We start from the raw sequence: 20,818 nt of genomic DNA, 5'->3' as shown, positions 1-20,818 counted from the left end.
GAAGAACTCGAACTCACGTGGCCCCAAGCCCTTACCGCGTCGATCCCGACCGCCCGCCGCTGAGCCAATCAATCCACAACTCTTGACAATTGCTCCTGTCTCCCCCTGATGGAGACGCAAGTCCCCGCGCGCTGCTACGGCTCAGCCGATGGTGCGGAAGAACTTGCGGATATCGCCGATGGGCAGGTCAGGCACTTCGAGCGCCGGGACGTGGCCACCGGAGTAGAACTCCGGCTCAGAGTTAGCACCACGTCTTCCTTCAAGGGACTCGCACCCTCGAGCGGATCGCCCATGCCGGGCGTACCACAAAGACAGCCCCCAGCTGGGGCCTTTCTGCTAGTGCCCTATCCAGATTGGTTGCTGCGTAATCAGGTCAAGCCGCCCTCCGAACGCAGTCGAAACGTGGCTCGACACGCCGTCCGATACCACATTTCGACTGCGCTCGGAGGATCCCCATCCGAAGCCCGATTCCGCAGAAGGTATCTGGATGCGGCACCAGCGACCTGTCATGGCCGGTCGAACTCGCCATCGTGTACGCCAGCAGTGAACGCGTCCCACTCGGCAGGGGTGAAGACGAGCGCTGGGCCGGTCGGATTCTTCGAGTCACGCACTCCGACCATGCCCCCGTCAAGGTGCGCGACCTCCACACAGTCTTGGCCGGTGTGGCTACGGCTGCTCTTGTACCACTTCGCAGCCGATAGGTCGATATTCACGCTCGGTACTCCTGTTCGATCTTCTGTAGCAGCGCCCTGGACTGCGGCTCATCCAGCGCTACCTCTTCGATAGCTGACAGCGCTGCTTGATATGACTCGATCTCCGTTGGTTTGTCCAGGTACAGAGCTCCAGCGTAGCTCTCGATGTATACGACTGGTGGCTGAGTTAGTGACGGGTTCAAATGTCTCGGGAACTCGAGCAGCACGAACGAGCCTGTTTCCAGTCCCAAATAGCCTTCGACCGTCAGGGGAACGACCCGGATCGACACGTTCGGCAGCGCGCTCAGCTCGTAGAGATGCTGCGTCTGGGCGGCCATGGCCGATGCACCACCGATTCGGTGCCGTAGCGCCGCCTCGCTGAGCCATACCTCCAGCGTCAGCGGGTTGCTCGAATCTGTAAGGCGCGCTTGACGTTTAGCTAGCAACTCGATGTGTCGTTCGATCTCCTCAGCACTCAACGCTGGCCTATAGTTCCGCGCCATTGCACGGCGGTAGTCGGCAGTTTGCGCAAGTCCGGGCAACAGCGTCAGCTGAAACGAGCTGATTCGACTCGCGGCCTCCTCCAGACTGAGGAACAGATCGGCATAGCGGATCGCGTCGCTGTAGGACTGCCACCAACCGTCCTTGCGGGACTCGTCTGCCAGCCACAGCAGCCCGAGCACGTCATCCTCGCCGACCTGGTACACCCTGCACAGTGCTCGGATGATCGGCTTCTTCACCTCTGAGGTGCGTCCATTCTCCAAGCGCCACAGCGTTTGTCGGCCGATCTCGGCAAGTTTGGCCGCCTCGTCGCTCTTGAGTTTGGCGGCTTCGCGCAATTCGACCAGCCGTCGGGCCAGCAGCCTGCGCGGAAGGGTCGTTGTCTCAGTCGCCATCAGAACCACCTTGCCCGTCGTTAGCTCCGCTACTTAATTCAGCTTGATTGGAACGTTTTTATCTTGCTACGCATCGCTGTGGATCGGTTCCAAAATAATGCGAATCGGTGTGTACTCAATGTGTGCCACGCGGACGGGCAGTCGACCAGCAAACCGCACGCACCTCAGCCGCCGTCGTACCAGGGGGTCACGATGCTGAATCCAGAACTACCGCACCGCATGCCGCTCGTCGGTCCGCCCGCCGCGGCCGTGGTTGATGTCCCGGTCGATGTCATCGAGCGGTACCTAGACGCCCTACGCAAGTGGCAACCCGAGCAAACCGGCACTGAACAACCTGATCGAGGGGCCTGAAACCGATGGACCACATAGCTTTTGGCGATAGCCCGATATCGCGCTGCCAGTTCTACCGGCGAGTGTGTGATCTGCCCGCGAACATCGATCCGCCGCACCTGGGCCGCATCATCATGACGGCCGAACACGTTTGGGCACTGATGCTTCCTGCTCACCTTGGCCAGGCCGTGAAAATACGTATGCAGCACCAGGGTTCGGACATTGGTCCAATCCTGTCGCATCCACGCTCTAACCGCTGGACGTACTTGATCAGGCCCGACATCCCCGATGACGTGCTCCTGTTCGCCGAGATGTTCCGTCTGAATGTATCGGTGGTGCGAACCGGTGGCACTGTCGCGTTACCGTCACCAGTCGACCAAGGTGAGCAGTTCCGGCGCTGGATCGAACCACCCCGATGCACCTTCCGACCGTCCGGACTTGTGGTGGTTGACGCGATCCGCGCCTGCTCAGAGCACTGCCGGCCGGTGCGACGGAAGGACGCTCATGCTTGAGTGGTCCGTGGACGGTGTGCGGGTCCTCGACGACCGCACCGACTTCGCGCCCAGCGGTTTCGGAGTTGTGCGCCATGAATGAGGTTGAACGGCAACGTAGGACCGAGATCGCGCCGTCGGTGGCGGCGTTGCTGAAGGCTTTTCACGAACACACGCCGGAGAAATTGAACCTCGCACCTGTCGATAGCGTCACGCTCTGCCACACCGCCGACGGGATTGCCGAGGTGGACGAGGGCGGTTGGTGCGCCGACTACGAGAACGACCGAAGCAGCGACGACGCGATAGATGCCCTGTCAGCCAGCCTTGGCGATCGCGAGAACCCGTGAGCGCGAACGTATCTCCGAACCCAGGAGAGCCGGATGTGCATCTGAGCGTGTTCCTGCACGGAGCACGATTCGACTTCGCCGCCTGCCTCACCGCGGCGCTGACTTTTATGCAAGAGCATCAGGCGCGGCACCACGCCGATGCAGTGACCATGGACCTCGGCGACGCCAGCGACTACCCGCGTCTCCCCAATGAACGGTTGTATCTGGAACCCTGATCGAACACACGGAGTGGTTCGGACCGTTGGACACCTGCCCCGACGCGCGCTTGCCGGCGGATGTTCCCACCATCGAGGCGAATGCATACTGCGATGGACGGGCAACCGTCCTGGCCGCCGTCGACGCCGGGTTCGCCGGGTGCGGCAGTGGTCGGTAATCGCGCATGTCACAGCATGCAGGAAAGTCGAAAGGACAACGATCAATTTGTTCAACCGGTTGCTGGCTGTCTCGGGTATCGCGGGCGCTGTGTTCACAGCCACCGTCGTCGGACTGGCCCCGCAGGCCAGTGCGCGGCCCTTTCCCGAGGGGGTGTCTTGTTCGGGCACGAGTTGCCGTAACGACACCGACGACACCTATCTCATCGAAGCCTGGCAGCACTGCCGCATCATCGGCACCGCATCAGAAACCGAAACCCCCTTCAATGTGGTGGTTCGACCCCACGAATCGGTGGAAGTCGAAGGGGTGAAGTGCCCACCGCATGTGATAACTGAACATTCGTCCCTGGGCGACGATTTCCCCTCGAGAACTAGTCAATTGCCGACCGAACCAACACGTATCGGCTATTCCGAGGCTGTGATATACGACCCCAACGCCCCCAAGGTCCGCACTGGCTCGGCCGGTTGAAACCACCGGGCGGAAACACATGACTGTGATTGATCCGCGATGACGTCGGATTCCGGGCGGTTGTGGGCACGAAATGGGCGCGGCCGAACTCGAATGTCGAACCGAGCGCGGCCATCTCAGCGCTGCTGACTCACCCGTCCGGCTCTGTTCCATCGTGCCCCCGAACCTGGTAGCACGAGAGCGGCCCGGCACCTCGAAGGCGCCGGGCCGCTCTCGTGCCTACTGCTTCCTACTCTCCTGCCTCCCCTTGGTGGAGACGCAAGTCCCAGCGCGATGTTACGGGCGCGACGCGATCAGCCGATGGTGCAGAAGAACTCGCGGAAATCGCCGATGAGCAGGTCGGGCACCTCGAGCGCAGGGTGGCCGCCGGAGTAGAACTCCGACCAGTGCGTGATGTTGTGCGCCTTCTCGGCGAAGCGGCGGATCGCGTAGTCACCGTCCTTGAAGACCGCGACACCAGTGGGCACGGCGCCCTTCGGCGCGGGCGCGAACATCGCGGCACGTCCGGCGTTGTCCCACCCGCACTGGCAGAACTATCGCGGGCGATACTGGCACTGGGTGCCCGGCAGATGTTGCGCAATCCAACGCCGCTGCAATGCATCGCGATGTCCTGGCAATCGCCTCGTCTGGACCTGCGGTGGCCTTCCTTGCCGCCGTCGACTGCGCTGTCGGCGAGGGGTTTCTGGTCATAGGATGGGCTGATGTCTGATCACCTGTGGGACGTCATTGCCGGTGCCGACTTGGGCACGCTCGCAACGATTAAGAGGGATGGTCGACCGCAGTTGTCCGACGTCAACTACACCGCGGTGCCTGGCCTGATCCGGTTCTCCACGATGAGCAGCCTTGCGAAGGTGCACAACCTGCGGCGCGATCCTCGGGCCAGCTTCAAGGTGACCGCGTCGAGCGGGGTCGGCGGCTACGCGGTGGCCGAAGCCATCGCCGAGCTGTCGGCGTCCGCGCGGCAGATCGACGACGACACGGTCATCGAGCTGGTTGATGTTTACCGCAGAATCGTTGGTGAACACCCGGATTGGGACGACTACCGCCGGGCGATGGTGAACGACGGCCGGATCGTTGTACGACTACACGTCGAGCGTGTATACGGCTGGGTGACAGGCTGAGCCCACAGGGCACTGACTCGGCCGCGCAAGTAAATCGGCAGAAACACCGGTTTCACTCCTATGCACACCGCGCCGACCAACGGGCCGGTGACAGATAAACCGGTGGGTACCCAAACCCGGGACGGTTCACGGACACAGGCAGGAACTCGCCGATACGCCGAAAACAGCCCCCGGCTTCGAAGCTGGGAGCTGTCTGCTACCGACGTGTTACGGCCCGGTCGAACTGCCCACCCTCCTTCGCTGCCTGCCGCAACAGGTGTTTGCTGTCTAGCATGTCCAACGCTGCCCGCTGGATCGCGTCGAATGCAGTCCGATACCTCTCTCCCGCGACCTCGAGCCGGGCCAGCAGCCAGCCCCGCAGCTCGGCGTCATCGGGGCGATCGAATGTTGCCGCGTATGCGGCCGTCAACTCGTCGACAATGGGTTCGGCCGCAACGGAATTCGGTGCTGTCCCCGAGGCGAGTGCCTGGCCGACTCGATCGCGCACGAGTTCGGTCAGCTCATGGTGGAGACCGGTGGTGTCACCTTCGGCGCGCTGGGTGGCCTGGTATTCCGCCATGCGACGGACCGATGCTGTCTCTCCCCTGGTGGAGACGCAACTCCCGGCGTGATGTTACGGGCGCGACGCGATCAGCCGATGGTGCGGAAGAACTCGCGGATATCGCCGACCAGCAGGTCGGGCACCTCGAGGGCCGGGAAGTGGCCGCCGGAGTAGAACTCCGACCAGTGCGTGATGTTGTGCGCCTTCTCAGCGAAGCGACGGATCGCGTAGTCGCCGTCCTTGAAGACCGCCACCCCGGTGGGCACGGTGCCTTTCGGGGCGGGTGCGAACATCGCGGCATCATGGAAGCGCTCGTAGTAGAAGTTGGCCACGCTGCGGGCGGTGTCGGTGAACCAGTAGATGCTCACATTCGCCAGGATCCGGTCCTTGTCGATGCCTTGTTCCGGCAGTTCGTGCGACTGGTCGATCCACTCCTTGTACTTCTCGATGATCCAGCCGAGCTGCCCGACCGGGGAATCGGCCACCAGTTGCGCGATGGTGTTCGGGCGCGAGCCGTTGAGTTGCATATAGGCCGAGCCGTCGTCCTGGAAGTTCTGCATGCGCGACATTCGCTGCCGCTCGGCGTCGGTGAGCGCGGCCATATCGGCCGGATCGCCGGTCGGGAAGGTAACCAGCGCATTGACATGCACGCCGAGCACATGCTCGCCATCGAGCCGGGCCAGCCGTGGCGCGAGAAATGCACCGTGGTCACCACCCTGCACCCCGTACCGGTCGTAGCCGAGGCGAGCCATCAGCTCCGCCAGCGCCGCCGCGACCCGGCCGTCGTGCCAGCCCGCCTCGGCAATGGGACCGGAGCAGCCGTGGCCCGGCAGCGACGGAATGACCAGGTGGAAGGCGGGCACATCGGCTTGGCCGTGCGCCTTCGGATCGGTCAGCGGGCCGATCATGTCCAGGAAGTCGAGCACCGAGCTGGGCCAGCCGTGCAGCAACAGCAGCGGGGTGGCGTCGGCTTCGGCGGAGCGCACATGCAGGAAGTGCACATCCTGCCCATCGATAGTGGTGATGAACTGCGGGTACTCGTCGAGCTCCGCCTCGACCGCGCGCCAATCGAATTTCTCGGCCCAGTAACCGGCAAGCTCCTTCAGATATGCCGTGGGTACGCCGCGCTCCCAGCCGGTGCCGGGCAGGTCGTCGATCCAGCGGGTGCGGGCCAGGCGCTCGCGCAGATCGTCGATCGCGGCCTGTGGGATTTCGATGCGGAAGGGGCGGATGTCGTTGTTCGTCATGGCATTGACTCTGCTGGTAACGGGAGTGCTGGCGAATCACGAGAATTCGTTATCTTCGGGCCGCACGCTCTTTATTGGCACCGGGCCCACGATCGAGGCATGATCGCGTGGTGTTGAGCCTTCCCGACCGCGGTGCCTTTGTCGGGCGAGCAGCAGAGATCGCCGCGCTCCAGCAGGCGTATCGGGACGAGTCGGTGCATACGGTGCTGATCGCCGGTGAGCCCGGCCTCGGTAAATCGCGGCTGGTCGGCGAGTTCACGTCGCGGCTCGGCGCGGATGTGGTCGTACTGGTCGGCCAGTGCCCGGAGTCGGGAGACAACGGGGTGCCGTTCGCGCCGTTCGTCTCGATCATGCGCGCTCTGCTACGCCGGATCGGCATCGAGGAGCTGACCGCGCTACTTCCGGTCACCCGCCCCGCGCTATCGCGCTGGCTGCCGGAACTGGCAATGCGGGCCGGATCGGCGGAGCCCGAGTCGGATCGGATCCGACTGTTCGGCGAGATCCTGACCGTGTTGGAACAGCTGGCGCTTGCGCGTCCGGTAGTGCTCGTCCTAGAGGACCTGCACTGGGCCGACGATTCGAGCCAGGAACTGCTGGCCTTCCTGGCCGCCGATCTCGCCCAGCGCGATCTACTGCTGATCGGCACCTATCGGCCCAGCGATGCGGAGCCGCTGCGTCGGCTCGTCGCCGGACTGCGGCGCAATCCCGGTGTGCGCGTACTGAATCCGGAGCCGATGACCAAACACGAGGTCGGTCGCCAGCTCGCCGCAATCCTCGGCCGCGAACCAGATCCGGGCATCAACACCCGAGTCTTCCAGCGCAGCAAGGGAATTCCGCTTTTCGTTGAGGCGCTCGGCCGTGCGCTGCGAGCGGATCCCGATCGCGCACCGGAGGACGTGCCCGCGGACCTGTCCGAACTGTTGCTCGACTATCAATCCGGTCTGCCCGACGATGCCACGGCGCTCTTGCGGCTCGCCGCCGTCGCGGGGTCGCCGGTGCGCGGCGGATTACTGGAGTCCGCCACGGACCTGACCGACGATGCGCTGGACCTCGCGCTGCGCCAGCTGACCGAGCAGCGGCTGCTGCTCGCCACCGATACCGGCTACGAGTTCCGCCACAGCCTGATTCGCGATGCCGTCTACGATGACCTGCTGCCGATCGAACGAAAGCGATTGCACACCAGACTTTCTCATGCACTGATCACCGACGATGCGCTGCGCGCCGACGACTGGCGGGTGGGCGAGTTGGCCTATCACGCGTACGCCGCGGGTGATCTACCGCGCGCGGTCACCGCATCCTGGGCGGCCGCCGCAGCCGCGGAATCCGAAGCGGCACATGGCGAACGCCTACAGCATTTGGGCCGGGTGCTGACACTGTGGGATCGAGTGCCCGATGCGGCGATGCTGGTCGAGGCCGATCGCCTCGACGTACTGGAACGCGTCGTCGAGGCCTGTCATCTCGGTGGCATCGTCGAGCACGGTGTCGCGGCGGCCGACGAGGCGCTGGAACTGCTGGATGCGACGGCCGCACCGGAGCGCGCCGCCCGGCTCTTCTACTACCGCGCGGTGCTGAAGAATCAGAGCGGCGGCGGATCCGTCGGCGATCTCGACCGGGCACTCGAATTGCTGCCCGAGCAGCCGCCGACCGTGCTGCGTGGTGAGGCACTCGCCGAACTCGCCGCATCCCGTGTCTTCAGCGGTGACGCCGCCGGGGCCGCCCGGGCCGCCCGGGCCGCGGTCGAGGTGGCCGAACAGACCGGGACGCCAGCGCTGGCGGCGCGCGGCTACGCCTATCAGGGGTTGGCGGCGGCCACTCGGACCGGCTCCGCCATTACGTATTTCGAAAAGGCCCATGCCGCAGCAGCCGATCCGCAGACGCTGTTGACCGTGGTGCTGTGGGAGTCGGCGGCACTCGTCACGGCGGGCCAGCACCATGCGGCTATCGAAGCGATCCAACAGGGATTACGAGCGGCGCACGAAACCTTCCGTTTCGCCGAGGCCGGGCCCATCCTGCTGGTGAAATGGGCCCAGGCGCTCACCGCTCTCGGCCGCTGGCCGGAGACGCTCGGTCTCATCGATGAATCGCTCACCGGGCAGCTGCCACCGCTGAGCAAGGCCGCGCTATTGCTCTGCCACGCCAGAATCGTCCTGGCACAGGGCTCGTCAGCGGCGGCGACGAACAGTGCCGACGCCGCCGCAGCGCTACTGAGCGACGGACGGTGGGCACGCCAGTACCAGCTCCAATTGCACACTCTGCGAACCGATATCGCGATCTCGGCCGGAGAATCTCTTCGTGCGGGTGAGGTTGTTGCCGAGGCGCTGGCGGCTGACGAGTTGGCCGCCCATCACCACGAGGTGTGGCCGCTGCTCGCGACCGCGGCCCGGATCGAGAACGCACCAACGGATCTCGCGTCGATCGCCGACCAATTGCCGGTCACCACCGTGGTCGACACGGCCCACCGTGCCGTCTTCACTGCCACCCGGAACAGCGATCCCGCCGCCTGGGCCGAAGCGGTATCCGCGTGGCGCACCATCGGCCAGCGCTACGACCTGGCCCGCAGCCTCCTCGGTTGCGCCGAAGCCGAACTGGCGGTGGGCAATCGCACCGCCGCCCGAGAACCCCTGCGCGAAGCCGCCGAACTGGCAGCGGAATTGGGCGCGACGCCATTGACCGAGGCGGCCGGGCAACTGGCCGAGCGCGCCAGGGTCGCACTCGAGGTGAGTCGCCCGGAACCGGCGGCGGCCGCGCCGCGAACATTCGGCCTGACACCACGTGAAATCGACGTATTGCGCTTGGTCGCACAGGGTTTGAGCAATCGGCAGATCGCGGCCGAACTCTTCATCAGCGGCAATACCGCGGGCGTACACGTCTCGCGAATCCTCACCAAGCTCAGTGCCGCGACGCGAACGGAGGCCGCCGCAGTCGCCCGCAAACACGGCCTCATCGAGCCCGACTGAGCCCGGCTCGATATCGACGCCCTGAGCGGGTCGTGCGGTGGCGCGCCATCCGATATGCCCGGCCCGCTGATCCGAAGACGGCGTCCTCGATCAGCGCCTTCCTACCAGGCCAGCGCCCGCTGACCCAGACCCAGGCGTCGATCCCACTCGCGCTGGTCGCGGCGGGCTTGTCGCCTCCGTGGACGGGTACGCGGTTCGTGGTGGCTGAGCCGGCGGTGTACGCACGGCCGAACCTGAAGTACTTCGGGCGCCGTGGCGGCGCGACCTGGTTGAACATGATCAACGGCGTAGGATTCAGGTGGTTGGTCTGGAGTCTGCGGACCACGGGTGAGCGACCGAAGCTGGATGCGAAAAGCGGCTCACAAGGGGAGCTGAGTATGCGCGTCGTGGTGGATCTGAACAAATGTCTGGGGTATGCGCAGTGCGTTCCGCTGGCGCCGGATGTACTGAAGTTACTGGGCGACGAGGCGCTGGCCTACGACCCCAACCCTGACGATTCGCAACGCCAGCGGGTGCTGCGGGCAGCAGCGGCGTGTCCGGTTCAGGCGATCATCGTGGAGACCTACACCCCCGATGACGGACATGCGCAGTGAGCACCGCATCGCTGGTCGCCGATCTGGTGGCTACGTTTCGGGCGGAGGGCCGCATTGTGATCGTGGGGGCGTCGCTGGCCGGGCTGCGTGCCGCGGAAGCCTTGCGGGAGTGCGGTTTTCGCGGAAAGCTCACGCTGATCGGTGACGAGCCGCACGAGCCCTACGATCGTCCACCGCTGTCGAAACAGGTGTTGCAAGGATGGGTCCGGGCCGATCACACCAGGCTTGCGCGGCTGCGCGCGGTCGACGCCGAATGGCGGCTGGGGGTCGCCGCCACCGGCCTGGATCGGGTCAACCGCCAGGTGCTGCTGGCCAACGGTGACAAAATCGACTACGACCGGTTGCTGATCGCCACCGGGGTGCGCGCACGGCCGTGGTTCAACGCTCGAGAAGGCGCGCTGAAGGGCGTTTTCACGCTACGCACCTGCGATGACGCGGCACGTCTGCAGGCCGCGCTGCACGCCGGCCCGCGGCGGGTCCTCATCGTCGGGTCGGGGTTCATCGGGTCGGAGATGGCCTCGGTATGTTGCGAACTGGGCTTGCCGGTGACCGTCACCGAACGCGCCGACGGGCCGCTGGTCGGTGTGCTGGGCGGCGTAATCGGTGACATTGCCGCCAAGATGCAACGCGATGCGGGGGTCGACCTGCGCACCGGTGTTGCGGTCGAGGCACTGGAGGCAGACGACGAAGGCCACGTGCGGCAGGCTCGGTTTTCCGATGGAGCCACCCTCGACGTCGACATCGTGGTCGCGTCACTAGGGTCGGTCCGCAACATCGAGTGGCTCGACGGCGCCGGTCTGGCCGCCGGCTTCTGGGGGGTCGGCTGCGACGCCGGTTGCCGCGCATTCGATATCAACGGCGTGGTGACCGACAACATCTTCGTTGCCGGCGACATCGCACGTGCCCCGCACGTGCTCTACGAATACAACTTCATTTCCATGGAGCACTGGGACAACGCGGTGTGCGGGGCGCGGGTGGCTGCTAACAACATGATCAGTCTGGAGACCGAGCGCCGCGCGCACCTTCCGCTGCCGATGTTCTGGTCGGCCCAGTTCGGCGTCAACATCAAGGGTGTGGGGGTGTGCTCGTTCGGCGACGAGATCGTGTTCACCCAGGGTTCGCCGGACCAGCGCCGCTTCGCGGCCGCATACGGCCATCGGGGACGCATCGTCGGCGCAGTGACGTTCGACCACGGCAAATGGCTGGAATACTACGGCGCGCTCATCGAACGGTCGGCGCCGTTCCCGCCGCCACCACCGGGCTACGACCGGCCCCGGGACATGACACCGATCCCGGCTCGCTTCCCGGACCCGCACGTGCCCACCGAGATTCCCGACGTCGTGCTCACCGGCCACGACCCCACCTCGCGGGGAGCCGAATTTCATCCGCGGAGCTGACAACACACGCCACCGCCCGCTGTATCGAGGAGGGACCATGACTGCACAGACCGCCTGGGCGGAGGCGATGCGGTACGAAAACCGCGCCGACCCGTACCCGTTCTTCGACGAACTTCGCAAAACCCCCGTCGTACAAGTGGCCGACCACCTGTATGTCGTCACTGGCTACCGCGAGGTGCTGGCGCTGGCGCACGACCCGCGGATCAGCGCCGACATTCGCCGCAGCCCGCTAGCAGCCACCCTGGCCGATGACACCGAACCGGCCACGGGCGTCGAGGATGTGCAGGCGTACGGCGGTCGTCAGCCGAACATCATCATGTCGGATCCGCCGGATCACGACCGCGCCCGCCGACAGGTAATGCGCCACTTCGGCCCGCCACACTCGCCCAACCTGATCCCGAGCATGGAGCCCGACATCGTCCGGCTGTGCAACGAGCTGCTGGACGAGATCAAGGCCCGAGGGGCGACAAGATTCGACGTGGTAGACGACTACGCCTATCCGGTGCCGGTGACCGTGATCTGCAAAATCCTAGGAATCCCCCTCGCCGACGAACCTACCTTGCACGCCTGGATCTTTGACATGTTGGCGGGCCAGGATCTGGGTCCCGACGCTGGCACCGAGGAAGGAAGGATGCGCGCAGCAAAAGGCAGGGGCAGCTCCGCAGCACTGCGGCAATACTTCGCCGAGCTGATCGAGCGGTACCTCCACCAGCCCGGCGAGGGTCTGCTGTCGGATCTGGTCAACGACACCGACGGCCCGGACGGGCCGATGTCCCCGCAGGAAGCTGTGTCCAACGCGATTCTGCTGTTCGTTGCCGGCCACGACTCGACGGTCAACACGATCTCCCACTGTGTGCTGACCCTGCTGCGCAACCCCGGTTCATTCGAGCTGCTGCGGCGGCGCCCGGAACTGATTCCGCGCTCCATCGAAGAGGTCCTGCGCCTGCAATCGGCCGTGCAGTTCTTCCCCAGCCGCAGCGCCACTGACGACATCGAAATCGCCGACAGCGTCATCCCGAAGGGCGCGGCAGTGCACCTGATGTACGGCGCCGCCAACCGCGACCCCCACCGGTTCGCCAACCCCGATCGGTTCGACCCCGAACGCCCCGACAATGAGCATCTCGGCTGGTGCAGCGGTATCCACATCTGTCTGGGCGGTCCGCTGGCACGGCTGGAAGTCAACCTCACGCTGGAAACATTCCTGCGCCGCGTGGAAGGGCCGCGCTTGGTCGACGACCCACCACCGTATCGCCGAAGCCAGATCTTCCGCGGGCCCCTGCACCTCATGATCGACATCGACCACATCACCGACTGAAGACACATCAGCACAGCATGCCAACACGTCCCAGGGCAATAACCGCGCCGACTTACGGTAATCGCTGCGGCGGCACGCAATTTGATCTACGACTGGCGGCGAAAGCATTGGTACTCTCCCGGGTCTGCGGTGGCCCGCCTCGACCAACTGCTCACCGAAGGGAGCCGAACCCCGATAATGGTCGGATGACCGAATCCCTGCTTCACCAGCGCTTCCCCGAACTGGCCAGCACCCTGCCGTTTACCCGGCTCGGTGGCGCGCCGACGCCGGTCCGCCTGCTCGATCTCGGCACCGGTACCGCTGTGTGGTGCAAGGACGAAAGCGGATACGGCTCGGGCGGCTGGGGTGGCAATAAGATCCGCAAACTGGAGTGGCTCTTGCCCGAGGCGCGACGGCGCGGCGCGCATACCATCCTCACCTTCGGCGGCACCGGAACCAACTGGGGTCTGGCCACGGCGCTCTACGCTCGGGAATTCGGCATCGACACCGCGCTGGCGCTGGTCGACCAACCGGTGGACGACCACGTCCACGCACAATTGCGGCGGCTGGAAAACTCCGGCGCCACTTTACATTTCACGCACAGCAAGTTGCGCACGGTCCTCGCCGCACCGTGGCTGCTGCTGCGGCATATGCACGGCCGCACCCTGCCGTATGTGCTGCCCGTCGGCGGATCGTCGCCGATCGGCGCGCTCGGCTACGTCGAGGTCGCATTGGAGCTGGCGGCGCAGATCGCCGCGGGCGAACTACCCGAACCGACGCATCTGGTGACCGCCGTCGGATCCGGTGGCACGGCAGTGGGTTTGGCCCTCGGCCTACGGCTGGCCGGATTACCCACCCGCGTTGTCGGTGTCATCGTCAACGATTCGCTCCCGCTCGACGCGCGGCACATTGTCGGGCTGGCGAACCGTGCCGCGGCAGTGCTGCGCGCGCGGGGCGCGGAAGTCACCGTGCCCGAGCTGCGTCCGGAGGACGTGACAATGGTGCGCGACTGGCTCGGTCCCGGCTACGGCCACGAAACCCCGGCCGCTATCGCCGCGCAGCAGCTCGCCGCGACCAGCGGACTGGAATTGGAAACCGTCTACACCGCAAAGGCTTTGGCGGGACTGCTGGATATGGATACCCGCGGCGACTTCGGTGACGGACCCGTGCTGTTCCTCGATACCTACGGGCCGCGTTGATCCGGATCCAGCCCCAGGATCACCGCCAGCACCGCGCGCAGCCGATCCACATCGCCCCGAATACCGGTCACCGCATCCTGATATAGAAACGCCTCGATGAGCCGGACCAGGGCATACGCGAACGTCTCGGTGTCGACCCGGTTCTGGTAGCCCTCCTCGATCGCGATATCGAGTATCTCGGCGACCACCCCGACCACCTTCGGCTGCACCGGTCCGTCGCTGGTGGTGATGATGCGGCCCGCGGTGGCCTGTTCGGTCGCGATGAAGTACCGGTACGCCTCGCTGCGCGTCATCCAGCGCGCCACCCGGTCGAGCATGGCGAGCACGCGCGGTGCGCCCGATCCGTCGACGCGGGTGCGCGCCGCCAGGACCATCCGCTCGAATTCCGACACCATGACCGCACCGAGCAGACCGTCCCGGGACCCGAACCAGCGATAGATGGTCGCCCGCGACAGTCCCAGCTCGGCCGCGATCGCCTGCACGTCGACCCGCTCGGAGGCCAGGAACTGGGCGCTCGCCGCGGCCAACACCTGCTCCGGGGAGGCGGCGGCAGGACGGCCGACGGGTCGGGCGGTACTGGAGGTTGTGGTCATCCCAGCCCTGGGATCGATTCGCGACACATGCGTAGTAACGTACCAAATCGACCCGGACGAGGCGCACGCCCGTCTGGGCCAGTGCTCCGCCACCGCGAGAGGAAGTGCCCGTGCGCTCGACATTGATCTCCCGTAGGGACCTCGATTTCCTGCTCTACGAATGGCTGCGGGTCGAGGAGTTGACGGCGCTGCCGCGTTTCCGCGAACACTCCAGAGAGACCTTCGACGGTTTCCTCGACCTCTGCGAGAATCTCGCCACCCAGCAGTTCGCGCCGCACAACAAGCGCAATGACAGCAATGAGCCGACCTTCGACGGTGAGCGGGTCACCATCATTCCGGAGGTCAAGGCCGCGGTCGAGGCGTTCGGCAAGGCGAATCTCATCGGTGCCGCCATGGATGAGGAGATCGGCGGGCTGCAGCTGCCCGCCACCCTGGAGGCGGCCGGGTTCTGCTGGTTCCAAGCGGCCAATGTCGGCACCACGGGATATCTCTTCCTGACCGTCGGCAATGCCAATCTCCTTGCCGCACACGGCACTCCGGAGCAGGTCGAGCGCTTCGTCAAACCCATGGTGGAGGGCAGATTCACCGGGACGATGTGCCTGTCCGAACCGCAGGCCGGTTCCTCGCTGGCCGATATCGTCACCCGCGCCGAACCGCAGGCCGACGGCACCTACCGGCTGTTCGGCTCGAAAATGTGGATCTCCGGCGGCGATCACGAGCTGACCGACAATATCGTGCACCTGGTACTGGCCAAGATTCCGGGCGGACCGGCCGGAACCAAGGGCATCTCCCTGTTCATCGTGCCGAAATTCCTGGTGGCCGAGGACGGTTCGCTCGGCGCGCGCAACGATGTGGTGCTGGCCGGACTGAATCACAAGATGGGGTATCGCGGCACCACCAATACGGTGCTGAACTTCGGTGAGGGCAAGCACACTCCCGACGGTGCCGCCGGAGCGGTGGGCTATCTGGTCGGCGAACCGCATCGCGGCCTGTCCTACATGTTCCACATGATGAACGAGGCGCGGCTCGGTGTCGGGCTCGGCGCGACGGCCCTGGGCTACACCGGATATCTGAAATCGCTGGACTATGCCCGCGAACGCCGCCAGGGCCGCGCGGTCACCGCCAAGGACCCGGCCGCACCGCAGGTGCCGATCATCGAGCACCCGGACGTGCGGCGCATGCTGTTGGCGCAGAAGTCCTATGTCGAGGGCGCGCTCGGTCTGCTGCTCTACTGCAACCGGCTCGTCGATCTGGAACGCACCACCGCCGATCCGGCCGCGAAACGCGAGCACACCCTGCTGCTGGAAATCCTCACCGGCGTGGCCAAGAGTTGGCCGTCGCAATGGTGTCTGGAGGCCAACAGCCTCGCCATCCAGGTGCACGGCGGCTACGGCTACACCCGCGAATACGATGTCGAACAGCACTACCGCGACAACCGCCTCAACCCCATCCACGAAGGCACCCACGGCATCCAGGGCCTGGACCTGTTGGGCCGCAAGGTGATCCAGCACGACGGAGCCAGCCTGCGGCTACTGGCCGCACAGATCGAGCGGACCGTACTCGCGGCCACCGAAGCGGGCGGCGAATGGACCGAATTCGGCGGTCAACTCGACGCCGTCTGGCAGCGCCTGCTCACCGTCACCGGCTGGATGTTCGCCTCCGGCGATATCGCCGCCGCAATGGCGAATTCCACCATCTACCTCGAGGCCTTCGGCCACGTGGTCCTCGCCTGGGTCTGGCTCGAGCAGGCACTGGCCGCACACGGCAAACAGGGCGACTTCTACGACGGCAAGCGCGCCGCCGCCCGCTACTTCTTCCGCTACGAATTGCCCAAGACCACACCACAATTGGATCTGCTGGAGCTGATGGACCGAACCACCCTGGATATGCGCGACGCCTGGTTCTGACCTGCCCACGCACCGCGACCCCCGAACCGGATCGCGGTGCATTCGCGCGCTCAGACCACCGGCGGTCGACCACCGGGGCGGCTGCGACGCCAAGCCACCGCCAGGAATACGAGTAGTGGGAGCGTGCCGGTCGTCCAGGTCAGCGGCAGGGGCAGTCCGGGCTGTTCAGGGGCGAGCCCTCGGCCACTCACGGTAATGCAGGCAGCGTTGATCATTCGTGAACGAAGGGTGCTCCGACCTGCGATAGTTCGACTTGTCGAAGGTTGAACATCGCAGGGGCAGGAGCACTCTTCTGGTGCCGAAGTCTCGGCTCTTTCCCGAGGTCGGGGTGGGTCCTGCGGCAGTGGGGCCTCGGACCCGACGATATCGCGGGTCGTCAGCGACCTGGTATGTCTCGTCGCCAGCGAGCCGGTGGCGTGCCGTAGCGGTTCTTGAACGCGCGGCTGAATGCCGCCTCCGATGTGTAGCCGACGCGCTCCGCGATGAGCGCGACCGAAAGGGAGGTGTCGCGGAGCAGGCCGGTGGCGGCATCCAGGCGTACCTGCGCGAGATAGGTGGCCGGCGGCTTCCCAACGCGAGCGGCGAACCGCGCAGCGAACGACGACCGGGAAAGGTTGCATGCTCGGGCCAGCTCCTCGACTGTCCAGTCGTGGCCGGGGTCTCGGTGGATAGCGCTCAAGGTCAGACCGATCTGCGGGTCGAATGCACCGGCCAGCCAGTTCGGTTCGACGTCCTTGCCGGCGGCCCAGGCGCGCAGAATCTGGATGAAGATCAGATCGAGGATGCGGGCGATCATGACCGCTGATCCTTGAGAGGGCGATTGCATCTCGATTACGAGCATCCTGCGGGCGACTTCGAGCCCTTCGGGCGCTGGGGCGCGGGTGCCGCCCAGGATGATCACGGCCGGCAGGCTCCCGAGCAGGTGGCTCGCCTGCGGGTCGCCGATCGTGAAGGTTCCGCAGAGCCAGCGCGCCGGCTCGGGTGCGTCGTTCGCTGCTGCGCTTGCCCGCGCGATCGCTTGCGTGCGCTTGCCTGTGTTGCTGAGGTGGTGGGGGTCGCCGCGCGGGAGCAGGACGACATCGCCGCGGCTTATGTGCTCGACGTGTGCGTCTCCGTCGATCCGAAGCTCGAGTTCGCCCTCTTCGATGATGTGCAGGCTGCCGACATCGGCGAAGCCCATCGAGAAAGTCCGCGGCGGACCGTACGCAACGATCCGTTCTCCGCTCAGCCGCACACTCCGGAGCAACTCCGAGAGCAAGTCGTCCGACTGACTCTCTGCGGAGCGGCTGATCGCGGCGTCCTCGAGCGCTGCCGGACCGGCGTACTTTTGCGGCGATCCGAGCGAATTGGCTTGTGCCGCTGGACGATCGGCAAGATTTACCGGCGGTTGGGTCATGGTCGCTAACCATTCCTCTAGCTAGTGTCGACAACCGTGAGCGGGAGCGCTCGCTGACATCAACGGAGACTAACGGAGAGGTCATCTATGACCGAGCATGGCAAGACCACCAAGATCAGCTTTATCTACTCCAACCCCACCGACCCGGACGCCTTCGAGGCGGCTTACCCCGAGCAGCTGACGCTGGCGCGCAAGCTCCCCGGCTTGACTCGGCTGCAGACGTCGAAGGTCTGGCCCAAGGAAGACGGCAGCCCGACCCCGGCCTACCGACTGCTGGACCTGCACTTCGCCGACTACGCGGCGGCCAGCGCCGCCGCCGCAGAGGCGGGTCCCCTGGTCGCCGCTACCCGCGAGCACGCGACCGGAGGCGTAGTGATCGCATTCGCAGAAGTCCTCGAGGACGCCTAGCCTGCGCCGTTCACGGCAATCGAGGCTTCGCCATCTTGAATGCGCGAAAGATGCTTCTACCTGCAACAATTCGGCTCGCCCACGCAGTTTCGACGCTGGATCGAACCACCCCGCTGCACGTTCCGGCGCTCCGGCCTTGCGGTGGTCGAGGCGATACGTGCTTGCCCGGGTCAGTACCGTCCGGTGCAGGCCCAGCTGTCATGAACGCAAATGCTCTGGCTCCCAGGGCGATTGGTGTCCTCTCGCTCGATGTGAGCGGCCCGTGCCCACGCACCGCGACCCGAACCGGATCGCGGTGCGTTCGCGCGCTCAAACCACCAGCGGTCGACCACCGGGACGGGTGCGACGCCAGGCCACCGCAGGGACTGCGTCCCCGGGCTCCGTGGAGCAGTACGTTCGGACGGCTCGTTCAGCGACGTCGAATGATGTGGACGCCGAGTGTGGCCAAGACATTGAACGAGTGTTTAATATGTTGATCATGTGTTCAATGGATGGCGGTCTGCCCGCTGGCAAGAAGATCCGTGTCGACATGAGCGGGGCGCCTCAGACGATGCTCGCGACGTTGTATGCCAAGGCGCTGGACGCCGATGCGGAGAATTCATTGCTGCGCGACACCTGGGCCAGGGATGCGGTCAGCCGTATCGACTACGACTGGCACCGCACCAGCATCACGGCCCGCAACCAATTCGGCGTGACCACGCGCACAGTGCATTTCGACGCCTGGGCGCGGCAGTTCCTCGCCCAGCATCAGCGAGCCACCGTGCTGCACCTCGGTTGCGGACTGGACAGCCGCGTATTCCGGCTGGCCCCCGGGCCAGGGGTCGAATGGTACGACGTCGACTACCCGGAGGTGATCGATCTTCGCGAGAAGCTGTATCCCTCCCGCGAGCACTACCACCAGATACCGGCCTCTGTGACGAGTTCGGATTGGCTGCAGGCCATTGCCGGGGACCAACCGGTGCTGTTGATCGCCGAGGGCCTCACCATGTACCTGACCGAAGCCGAGGGCATCGGCCTCTTCCGCGCGGTGGTTGAGAAATTCCCTTGCGGCGAACTCCAATTCGATGCGTTCAACTCCCTGGGGATCCGATCTCAGAAGATCAACACCATCGTCCGGCGTTCCGGTTCAACACTGCACTGGGCGATCAACGGCCCCGACGATATAGTCTCCAAGGTTCCTGGCCTACGTCCGCTCGCCGCGATCTCGGTCTTCGATTCCGAGTCGTTCCGCCGCGGCGTTTCCGGCGGCTACCGATTGATCGGAAAACTGATGTCGCTGGCTCCCGCGGTGCGGATGATGGCTCAGTACCACCGCTATGCATTCTGAATCCACCGGCGCCGGCCTCCCCGGCTCGTATCCCGGGACTTTGCCCGAATGTGTACCGGTTGCTCCGCAGCCGGACGGGATTGGTTGTTTCCGTAGCGATGCAGGGAGGACTCGGTTCACCGCGGCCTATCGCGCCGGTATGCGCTTGCTCCCGCAGGCTGAGGAAATTCGAACTATTGCCACCTCATTCGGTTACACGACGGCGTACCGGTTCGGGCCGCCCGCCCCGGAGCCCATCCTGTTGTTGTCGGGCCGACAGGCATCAACGCCGATGTGGCGAGCCAATATCGAGTCCCTACGCGAAATCGGCACCGTGTGGTCGATCGACAGTATCGGCGAGCCCGGCGCGTCGGCGCAGACGAAGGCGATGAGCAGTCCGTGCGACCAGGCGGCGTGGGTGGACGAGGCGATCGCCCAGCTCGGCGTCGAGCGGGTGCATTTGCTCGGCGTCAGTATCGGCGGATGGCTTGCCGCACAGTGCGCCATCCATCGGCGCGAGCGGCTGGCCTCGACGGTTCTACTGGATCCGGCCATGACCTTCGCTCCGGTGACGTGGAAGATGGTCGCGGTGTCTCTCGGTAGTGTGGTGCCGGGGATGCCGCAGCCGATCCGGCACCGGCTGCTGAGCTGGATTTCCGGTGGAGTGGCAGTCGACGACGACATCCCCGAAGCGCGCCTGATCGCTTCTGGCATGCGCGATTTCCAGCAACACCAGCCGCGTCCTACGCTGGCCTCGGCCGACGACTTGATGGCGATCACGACTCCGGTGCTGGCGATCATCGCAGGCGCCAGTATCGTGCACAACCCCGACCGAGCTGCCAAGCGCGCACGCATGATCCCGACCGCACAAGTCGAGATCTGGCCCGGCCGTTCACATGCGATCAACGGCGAGGCACCCGAGGCCCTCACCTCCCGGATCGCGGAATTCCTGGGCTCGAGGTGAGGTGAAGCGAGCACGGCTCCGAACCGCATGAACCCTCCGTGAGATCGTCACGACGCTGCCGGATGTATGCACGCGTTCAGCGTCTGACGCATCTACCCAGCAACGGCCGAATCCGGAAAGCGCTTGCCCAGCAATCCATTTAGCTGATTCAACCGCTTGCAAACCCACGACAAGTGCGCCGAGATCGGGCTGGCGAGGACTGGTGACACCGCCGCGATACCGCTGTCGAGATCACTCAACCGCGCATTAACGCCTGGTTCTGACCTGCCCACGCACCGCGACCCGAACCGGATCGCGGT

At 65.3% G+C, this 20,818-nt stretch carries 21 protein-coding genes; 14 read left to right on the top strand and 7 right to left on the bottom strand.

Annotated features, from left to right (window positions below; all coding sequences use genetic code 11):
- Nucleotides 1–506: 506 nt before the first annotated feature.
- Nucleotides 507–713 carry a DUF397 domain-containing protein gene (locus ABZ293_RS26585; protein WP_355184899.1) on the bottom strand — a complete coding sequence of 69 codons (207 nt, stop codon included), beginning with the start codon at nucleotides 711–713 and terminating at the stop codon, nucleotides 507–509.
- Nucleotides 710–1,588 carry a helix-turn-helix transcriptional regulator gene (locus tag ABZ293_RS26580; protein WP_355184921.1) on the bottom strand — a complete coding sequence of 293 codons (879 nt, stop codon included), beginning with the start codon at nucleotides 1,586–1,588 and terminating at the stop codon, nucleotides 710–712. Before ABZ293_RS26580 ends, ABZ293_RS26585 begins: the two co-directional genes overlap by 4 nt.
- A 356-nt stretch (nucleotides 1,589–1,944) precedes the next feature.
- Between ABZ293_RS26580 and ABZ293_RS26575 the strand changes: the two genes are divergently transcribed.
- The 4 genes from ABZ293_RS26575 to ABZ293_RS26560 all read left to right on the top strand — a co-directional run bounded on the left by ABZ293_RS26575 (nucleotide 1,945) and on the right by ABZ293_RS26560 (nucleotide 3,596).
- Complete coding sequence (locus ABZ293_RS26575; RefSeq protein ID WP_355184897.1) at nucleotides 1,945–2,430, top strand: DNA-directed RNA polymerase subunit beta; 486 nt, start codon at nucleotides 1,945–1,947, stop codon at nucleotides 2,428–2,430.
- Between the two features lie 74 nt (nucleotides 2,431–2,504).
- Nucleotides 2,505–2,756 carry a hypothetical protein gene (locus ABZ293_RS26570; protein WP_355184895.1) on the top strand — a complete coding sequence of 84 codons (252 nt, stop codon included), beginning with the start codon at nucleotides 2,505–2,507 and terminating at the stop codon, nucleotides 2,754–2,756.
- Nucleotides 2,757–2,791: 35 nt separating this feature from the next.
- Complete coding sequence (locus ABZ293_RS26565; RefSeq protein WP_355184893.1) at nucleotides 2,792–2,971, top strand: hypothetical protein; 180 nt, start codon at nucleotides 2,792–2,794, stop codon at nucleotides 2,969–2,971.
- A 205-nt stretch (nucleotides 2,972–3,176) separates the two neighbouring features.
- Entirely contained in the window at nucleotides 3,177–3,596 is a 420-nt protein-coding gene (locus ABZ293_RS26560; protein WP_355184891.1) for a hypothetical protein, read from the top strand.
- Between the two features lie 293 nt (nucleotides 3,597–3,889).
- On the opposite strand, the gene ABZ293_RS26555 is transcribed toward ABZ293_RS26560, so the two are convergent.
- Nucleotides 3,890–4,090: a hypothetical protein gene (locus tag ABZ293_RS26555; protein WP_355184889.1), complete on the bottom strand. Its 201-nt coding sequence runs from the start codon at nucleotides 4,088–4,090 to the stop codon at nucleotides 3,890–3,892.
- 207 nt (nucleotides 4,091–4,297) lie between these two features.
- Between ABZ293_RS26555 and ABZ293_RS26550 the strand changes: the two genes are divergently transcribed.
- Entirely contained in the window at nucleotides 4,298–4,717 is a 420-nt protein-coding gene (locus tag ABZ293_RS26550) for a PPOX class F420-dependent oxidoreductase (protein ID WP_355184887.1), read from the top strand.
- Nucleotides 4,718–4,913: 196 nt separating this feature from the next.
- Here the strand turns inward: ABZ293_RS26550 and ABZ293_RS26545 are convergent, their stop codons facing one another.
- A complete protein-coding gene (locus ABZ293_RS26545; RefSeq protein ID WP_355184885.1) occupies nucleotides 4,914–5,276 on the bottom strand; it encodes a hypothetical protein in 363 nt (120 codons plus the stop codon).
- A 71-nt stretch (nucleotides 5,277–5,347) separates the two neighbouring features.
- Nucleotides 5,348–6,505, bottom strand: coding sequence for an epoxide hydrolase family protein (locus ABZ293_RS26540; protein WP_355184883.1), 1,158 nt, complete (start codon nucleotides 6,503–6,505; stop codon nucleotides 5,348–5,350).
- Between the two features lie 110 nt (nucleotides 6,506–6,615).
- Here ABZ293_RS26540 and ABZ293_RS26535 point away from each other — a divergent pair, with 110 nt between their 5' ends.
- The 5 genes from ABZ293_RS26535 (at nucleotide 6,616) to ABZ293_RS26515 (ending at nucleotide 13,945) form a co-directional block, all read left to right on the top strand.
- Nucleotides 6,616–9,462 (top strand): AAA family ATPase, encoded by a 2,847-nt coding sequence (locus ABZ293_RS26535; protein ID WP_355184881.1) that lies wholly within the window; start codon nucleotides 6,616–6,618, stop codon nucleotides 9,460–9,462.
- A 377-nt stretch (nucleotides 9,463–9,839) separates the two neighbouring features.
- Nucleotides 9,840–10,055 carry a ferredoxin gene (locus ABZ293_RS26530; protein WP_355184919.1) on the top strand — a complete coding sequence of 72 codons (216 nt, stop codon included), beginning with the start codon at nucleotides 9,840–9,842 and terminating at the stop codon, nucleotides 10,053–10,055.
- The gene (locus tag ABZ293_RS26525; RefSeq protein ID WP_355184879.1) at nucleotides 10,052–11,452 is read left to right on the top strand and encodes an FAD-dependent oxidoreductase; all 1,401 of its coding nucleotides are present in this window, start codon (nucleotides 10,052–10,054) and stop codon (nucleotides 11,450–11,452) included. The genes ABZ293_RS26530 and ABZ293_RS26525 overlap by 4 nt, the downstream gene beginning before the upstream one ends.
- Nucleotides 11,453–11,489: 37 nt before the next feature.
- Nucleotides 11,490–12,767 carry a cytochrome P450 gene (locus ABZ293_RS26520; protein WP_355184877.1) on the top strand — a complete coding sequence of 426 codons (1,278 nt, stop codon included), beginning with the start codon at nucleotides 11,490–11,492 and terminating at the stop codon, nucleotides 12,765–12,767.
- A gap of 185 nt (nucleotides 12,768–12,952) precedes the next feature.
- On the top strand, nucleotides 12,953–13,945 hold the full coding sequence (locus ABZ293_RS26515) for a pyridoxal-phosphate dependent enzyme (protein WP_355184875.1): 993 nt from the start codon (nucleotides 12,953–12,955) through the stop codon (nucleotides 13,943–13,945).
- On the opposite strand, the gene ABZ293_RS26510 is transcribed toward ABZ293_RS26515, so the two are convergent.
- The gene (locus ABZ293_RS26510) at nucleotides 13,930–14,538 is read right to left on the bottom strand and encodes a QsdR family transcriptional regulator (RefSeq protein ID WP_355184873.1); all 609 of its coding nucleotides are present in this window, start codon (nucleotides 14,536–14,538) and stop codon (nucleotides 13,930–13,932) included. The genes ABZ293_RS26515 and ABZ293_RS26510 overlap by 16 nt on opposite strands.
- Before the next feature lie 110 nt (nucleotides 14,539–14,648).
- Between ABZ293_RS26510 and ABZ293_RS26505 the strand changes: the two genes are divergently transcribed.
- Nucleotides 14,649–16,445 carry an acyl-CoA dehydrogenase gene (locus ABZ293_RS26505; RefSeq protein ID WP_355184871.1) on the top strand — a complete coding sequence of 599 codons (1,797 nt, stop codon included), beginning with the start codon at nucleotides 14,649–14,651 and terminating at the stop codon, nucleotides 16,443–16,445.
- A gap of 376 nt (nucleotides 16,446–16,821) precedes the next feature.
- Here ABZ293_RS26505 and ABZ293_RS26500 read toward each other — a convergent pair whose 3' ends face one another.
- Complete coding sequence (locus ABZ293_RS26500; protein ID WP_355184869.1) at nucleotides 16,822–17,841, bottom strand: AraC family transcriptional regulator; 1,020 nt, start codon at nucleotides 17,839–17,841, stop codon at nucleotides 16,822–16,824.
- 87 nt (nucleotides 17,842–17,928) lie between these two features.
- On the opposite strand from ABZ293_RS26500, the gene ABZ293_RS26495 reads away from it, so the two are divergent.
- The 3 genes from ABZ293_RS26495 (at nucleotide 17,929) to ABZ293_RS26485 (ending at nucleotide 20,519) form a co-directional block, all read left to right on the top strand.
- On the top strand, nucleotides 17,929–18,249 hold the full coding sequence (locus tag ABZ293_RS26495) for an EthD family reductase (RefSeq protein WP_354952026.1): 321 nt from the start codon (nucleotides 17,929–17,931) through the stop codon (nucleotides 18,247–18,249).
- Between the two features lie 487 nt (nucleotides 18,250–18,736).
- Complete coding sequence (locus tag ABZ293_RS26490; protein ID WP_355184917.1) at nucleotides 18,737–19,576, top strand: class I SAM-dependent methyltransferase; 840 nt, start codon at nucleotides 18,737–18,739, stop codon at nucleotides 19,574–19,576.
- Between the two features lie 139 nt (nucleotides 19,577–19,715).
- Nucleotides 19,716–20,519: an alpha/beta hydrolase gene (locus ABZ293_RS26485; RefSeq protein WP_355184867.1), complete on the top strand. Its 804-nt coding sequence runs from the start codon at nucleotides 19,716–19,718 to the stop codon at nucleotides 20,517–20,519.
- Nucleotides 20,520–20,818: the final 299 nt, after the last annotated feature.

Origin of the sequence: Nocardia sp. NPDC005998 (genome assembly GCF_040614395.1) — a bacterium.
Classification (GTDB): domain Bacteria; phylum Actinomycetota; class Actinomycetes; order Mycobacteriales; family Mycobacteriaceae; genus Nocardia.
This window is presented reverse-complemented; position numbering and strand designations above follow the sequence as displayed.

Coding starts and splice junctions, on each gene's coding strand:
- ABZ293_RS26580 (WP_355184921.1), bottom strand. CDS start 1,588: ATGGCGACTGAGACAACGACCCTTCCGCGCAGGCTGCTGGCCCGACGG.
- ABZ293_RS26485 (WP_355184867.1), top strand. CDS start 19,716: ATGCGCTTGCTCCCGCAGGCTGAGGAAATTCGAACTATTGCCACCTCA.
- ABZ293_RS26545 (WP_355184885.1), bottom strand. CDS start 5,276: ATGGCGGAATACCAGGCCACCCAGCGCGCCGAAGGTGACACCACCGGT.
- ABZ293_RS26500 (WP_355184869.1), bottom strand. CDS start 17,841: ATGACCCAACCGCCGGTAAATCTTGCCGATCGTCCAGCGGCACAAGCC.
- ABZ293_RS26495 (WP_354952026.1), top strand. CDS start 17,929: ATGACCGAGCATGGCAAGACCACCAAGATCAGCTTTATCTACTCCAAC.
- ABZ293_RS26570 (WP_355184895.1), top strand. CDS start 2,505: ATGAATGAGGTTGAACGGCAACGTAGGACCGAGATCGCGCCGTCGGTG.
- ABZ293_RS26520 (WP_355184877.1), top strand. CDS start 11,490: ATGACTGCACAGACCGCCTGGGCGGAGGCGATGCGGTACGAAAACCGC.
- ABZ293_RS26555 (WP_355184889.1), bottom strand. CDS start 4,090: ATGTTCGCGCCCGCGCCGAAGGGCGCCGTGCCCACTGGTGTCGCGGTC.
- ABZ293_RS26510 (WP_355184873.1), bottom strand. CDS start 14,538: ATGACCACAACCTCCAGTACCGCCCGACCCGTCGGCCGTCCTGCCGCC.
- ABZ293_RS26490 (WP_355184917.1), top strand. CDS start 18,737: ATGGATGGCGGTCTGCCCGCTGGCAAGAAGATCCGTGTCGACATGAGC.
- ABZ293_RS26550 (WP_355184887.1), top strand. CDS start 4,298: ATGTCTGATCACCTGTGGGACGTCATTGCCGGTGCCGACTTGGGCACG.
- ABZ293_RS26515 (WP_355184875.1), top strand. CDS start 12,953: ATGACCGAATCCCTGCTTCACCAGCGCTTCCCCGAACTGGCCAGCACC.
- ABZ293_RS26530 (WP_355184919.1), top strand. CDS start 9,840: ATGCGCGTCGTGGTGGATCTGAACAAATGTCTGGGGTATGCGCAGTGC.
- ABZ293_RS26575 (WP_355184897.1), top strand. CDS start 1,945: ATGGACCACATAGCTTTTGGCGATAGCCCGATATCGCGCTGCCAGTTC.
- ABZ293_RS26540 (WP_355184883.1), bottom strand. CDS start 6,505: ATGACGAACAACGACATCCGCCCCTTCCGCATCGAAATCCCACAGGCC.